5 protein-coding genes are annotated in these 3,696 nt (G+C 61.4%); 3 read left to right on the top strand and 2 right to left on the bottom strand.

Going from position 1 to position 3,696, the window contains the following annotated elements; genetic code table 11:
* Positions 1-71: 71 nt before the first annotated feature.
* Positions 72-1,127, bottom strand: coding sequence for a helix-turn-helix domain-containing protein (locus tag ACW9JC_RS29300; protein WP_457459408.1), 1,056 nt, complete (start codon positions 1,125-1,127; stop codon positions 72-74).
* A gap of 71 nt (positions 1,128-1,198) precedes the next feature.
* Here ACW9JC_RS29300 and ACW9JC_RS29295 point away from each other — a divergent pair, with 71 nt between their 5' ends.
* Together ACW9JC_RS29295 and ACW9JC_RS29290 are read left to right on the top strand one after the other, a co-directional pair.
* Positions 1,199-1,381 carry a helix-turn-helix domain-containing protein gene (locus tag ACW9JC_RS29295; RefSeq protein WP_457459406.1) on the top strand — a complete coding sequence of 61 codons (183 nt, stop codon included), beginning with the start codon at positions 1,199-1,201 and terminating at the stop codon, positions 1,379-1,381.
* Positions 1,382-1,444: 63 nt separating this feature from the next.
* Positions 1,445-1,576, top strand: a complete 132-nt coding sequence (locus ACW9JC_RS29290) for a hypothetical protein (protein ID WP_457459404.1) — start codon at positions 1,445-1,447, stop codon at positions 1,574-1,576.
* An 89-nt stretch (positions 1,577-1,665) separates the two neighbouring features.
* Here the strand turns inward: ACW9JC_RS29290 and ACW9JC_RS29285 are convergent, their stop codons facing one another.
* Positions 1,666-2,595 carry a LysR family transcriptional regulator gene (locus ACW9JC_RS29285; protein WP_457459402.1) on the bottom strand — a complete coding sequence of 310 codons (930 nt, stop codon included), beginning with the start codon at positions 2,593-2,595 and terminating at the stop codon, positions 1,666-1,668.
* Positions 2,596-2,692: 97 nt separating this feature from the next.
* Between ACW9JC_RS29285 and ACW9JC_RS29280 the strand changes: the two genes are divergently transcribed.
* Entirely contained in the window at positions 2,693-3,532 is an 840-nt protein-coding gene (locus ACW9JC_RS29280) for an AraC family transcriptional regulator ligand-binding domain-containing protein (protein ID WP_457459400.1), read from the top strand.
* Positions 3,533-3,696: the final 164 nt, after the last annotated feature.

Here is a 3,696-nt window from a genome sequence, read left to right as displayed (position 1 = left end):
TTGCACACAACATCTGTGTTCAAACCCATCACCTGTGGGAGCGAGCTTGCTCGCGATAGCGTCGGCCCCATTCAACCTTGAACTGAAGGCTGCACCCACCGCGCCCGATACACCCCCGGCGCACACCCCAACCACCGCAAACACGCGCGGTTGAAACTCTGCACATCGCTGTACCCCAACCGGTCGGAAATCTCCACCAGCTCAAGCTCTGCGGCCTGCAATAAATCCTCGGCCCGACAGCGCCGATACTCATCCAGCAACTCGGAAAAACTCCAGCCCAGTGCTTTCAAGCGCCGCGCCGCGGTGCGTTCGATCAGGTGCTGCGAGGCGCAGAACTGTTGCCAGTTGGCACCGGCGAGATCAGCGATGATGTGGTCGCTGACCTGTTCCAGCAGGGTCGGTTCGCTGTTGCGCCGGGTCTGTTCCAGCAAATCGATCAAGGTCTGTTCCAGGCCTTGGTTGCCGGGTGTCAGCGCGGTGACGAACAGTTGCGGGTCGAGGTGGATCGTGTGCTGCGCCTGCCGCCACTGCACCGGCGCGCGGAATGCTTGTTCATAGTCTTGCAGGTTGGCCATGCAGGCACCGACCAGATCCACGCCCAGGATCGGATCGCGCACCAGGCCACTGGCGAGAAATTTTCGCCGCAGCATGCTGCACAGACTGACGAGGATGTAATCGGCGGTTGGTGCAACAGCCTTGACGCTGCCGCCGTCGAGCAGACGCAGTTCGACACTGTTCTCGCCGCGCACGATCCGGGCCTGGAAATGCCCGTTGAAAAACGGGAAGAAACGCACGAAATACTCGCAGGCGCTTTCCAGTGACGCGGCGACATCGAACAGATAGGTCAGGCCATTGGTGGCAGTGGAGACGAAGCGTCGACCGGCCGCCACACCGATCAACGGGTCGCCGGTCTGCTCCAGGGCAAACGACCAGAAACGCCGCGACAGAAACAGCGGCACGCGCATGAACGGTGCGCGCAATTCGAACAGGCTGCGCCGGAACAGCGCTTCGATGTTGTCCCGGTCAACGCCGCGCGCCAACAGCTCTTCGATGGCCGGCAGCAAGGTCGGCGCGTAGAACGCATTGGCGGGTGGAGGCTGGCGCAGTGGCTGATCGCTTTTTGTCATGTAGGGCTCACCGCTTGTTTCGGAACACTGGTTAGGCTGCCCGACGTTAAGCGATTTGCCGGAGCAAGACCATGCTTGATTTACGCCAGCTCGACCTGAACCTGCTGCTCGCCTTCGATGCGATTTACCAGCAGCGCAGTGTCACCCGTGCCGCCGAGGTGATGTGCCTGTCGCAGCCGGCCATGAGCAACGCCCTGCGTCGCCTGCGCGAATTGCGCGGCGACCCGCTGTTCATCAAAAGCCGTTTGGCATGAGTTTGCCGAGTCGGGTCGCCAGCGCATTGGGCTTGCAGCACGCCGTTGCCGCTGGAGGAACCGGTGGAGCTGAAACTGGCGCTGTACATCGAGGCGCGTTATCGCTTCGAACGCAGCCGTGAAGAGGCGATGCATTGCTTGCTGCGGGCGTTGGGTGAGCCTCGGGCGATGCAGGCGCTGGCACGTCGCGCGTAAGCACGGCTCTTGTAGGAGCTGCCGCAGGCTGCGATCGTTTGATCTTGTTTTTAAGGGCAAAATCAAAAGATCGCAGCCTGCGGCAGCTCCTACATGGAACGAGTGATCCCAGTGAGCAATCGCTCATCGACCTGCACAATCGCCTCGACCATCGCCAGCGCCGCCGGTGTCAGGGAATAACCGACGCGACTGACAATGCCGTAATGCAGGAGCAAACCGGGGTCGTCGCTGGGCAAGTCGACAAAATCCAGCAGTTGAAACAGCCCCTGATCGACCTGTTCGGCGAGGGCTTCCATGGTGGCGATGCCCACCGCGTCGGAGCGTCTGACCACGCGGCAGATGGCATCGAATTGTGCGCATTCGACGCTGGGATTGAAGTCCGGCTCGCCCTGCACATCGGCGAGGATCTTGCGGATCATCGGGGGGATGCGCGTGCCGACCACGGCATAGTCGAGCAGGGCGCGCAGCGACAGGTTTTCACGGTTGGCCAAGGGGTGATCGACGCGGCAAAAGAACCGTCCGCGCCGTGGTCGCAACAGTTGCACGTGGTATTGCGGATCACCGGTGAAGTACCGCGAATCGGCGACCAGAAATTCGATCTGCTGCTCGCGCAACCACAGCGCCAGTTGCTCCCAGTCACCGAGGTGGAAACAGGTGCGGATCGCCGGGTGCGCCTGGATGAATTGCGCCAGGGCTTCGGGCACCAACAGCTGCGCCGGATACGGGCCGCTGCCGAACTGCAATTCGCCACCGGTCAGGCCGTTGTATTGGGTCAGTTCGTTGTGCAACGCCTGGCTACCGGCCAGCAGACGCCGGGCGTGTTGCAGCACCAATTCGCCTTGGCCGGTCAGGCGGAACTCGCGGCTGCTGCGCTCCACCAGCGCGCAATCGAGGTCCCGCTCCAGAGTCTGGATGCTGCGGCTGAAGGCCGGTTGGCTGAGGTTGATCGCTTCGGCGGCGCGACCAAAACTGCGGTAGTCGGCCAGTGCGACGAGGTGGCGAAGCTGTCGTAAATCCATCATGCGTCTCCTGCATTCAGCGGATACTTTTAATGCATTGGATCGATATCACAGAGACTGGCATAAGTACACGCCTGTCTTCTCGCCGTAGCCTGCCATGACCCAACAAACCTTCGCCTCCAGTGCCTTCACCCGCACCATTCTCAGCCATGCGCAACGCTCCGGCCTGTGTCAGGAACAGTTGCTGCAACGGGCCGGAATCTGTCTGTCGCTGCTGGAAGGGCAAGGGCTGCGCGTGCCTGCGCATCTAGTGGAACAGCTGTGGCATGAATGCGAACGCCTGGGGGCGGGCGCCACGTTTGGCTGTGAACTGGTCAACGGCATGGCGACCACCAGCCTGCAAGGCTTGAACATTCTGCTGGACTCCGCCGCCACCCTGCGCGCCAGTCTCGCGTGCTTCACTGAGTTCTTGCCCCAAGTGACCAACTACGTGCAGGCGGAACTGGAGGAGGGCGATGGGCAGGTTCGCTTGCACTTGCGCGGGGCTGATCAGTTGCCGCATTTCTTCGGGCTGGATGCGGCGACGTTGACTCTGGTGCGCAACATCGCCCGGCGTTTGGGGCGGGCGCCGGGTGAGGTGTTTCTTGGGGTGACTTTGACGCCGGAGCAGGCGGCTGGGGAGTGGTTGCGTAGTGTGGGCATTGAGGTGTCGCACGGTGCGCATCCGTGCCTGCGAATGCCCCTGGCCAGTCTTGATGAGCCGTTGCTGGGGGCTAATCCGTTTTTGCATCAGAGCATGTTGCGGCATTGGCAGGCTGAGGCGGCGCAGCATGTTCGCGGTGACAGTCTGGAGCTGGCGCGGCATTGGTTGACGGCGGGGGATCAGCCGATCGAGCGGATTGCCGAGCGGCTTGGGTATCGGCAGCCTAGTAATTTTATTCGGGCGTTTCGGAAGCGGTTTGGGATTACGCCTAAGCAGTTTCGCCTTGGGCTTTAGCGTTTTTTGTACATATCCGTTTCATTGGTAACGGCCACTTATGGTTTCGCCCTTACGGCGAATCCCTTTTGTCAAACGACACAAAAGGAACCAAAAAGTCTCGCCCCGGACGTACGGCCCCTCGCTAAGGCTCGGGGTTCCTTCGCTCCGGCATTCATCCGGGG

The organism is Pseudomonas sp. SDO5591_S426 (assembly GCF_054070755.1).
Note: the sequence above shows the minus strand (reverse complement) of the source record. Positions and strands in the feature narration are given on the sequence as shown.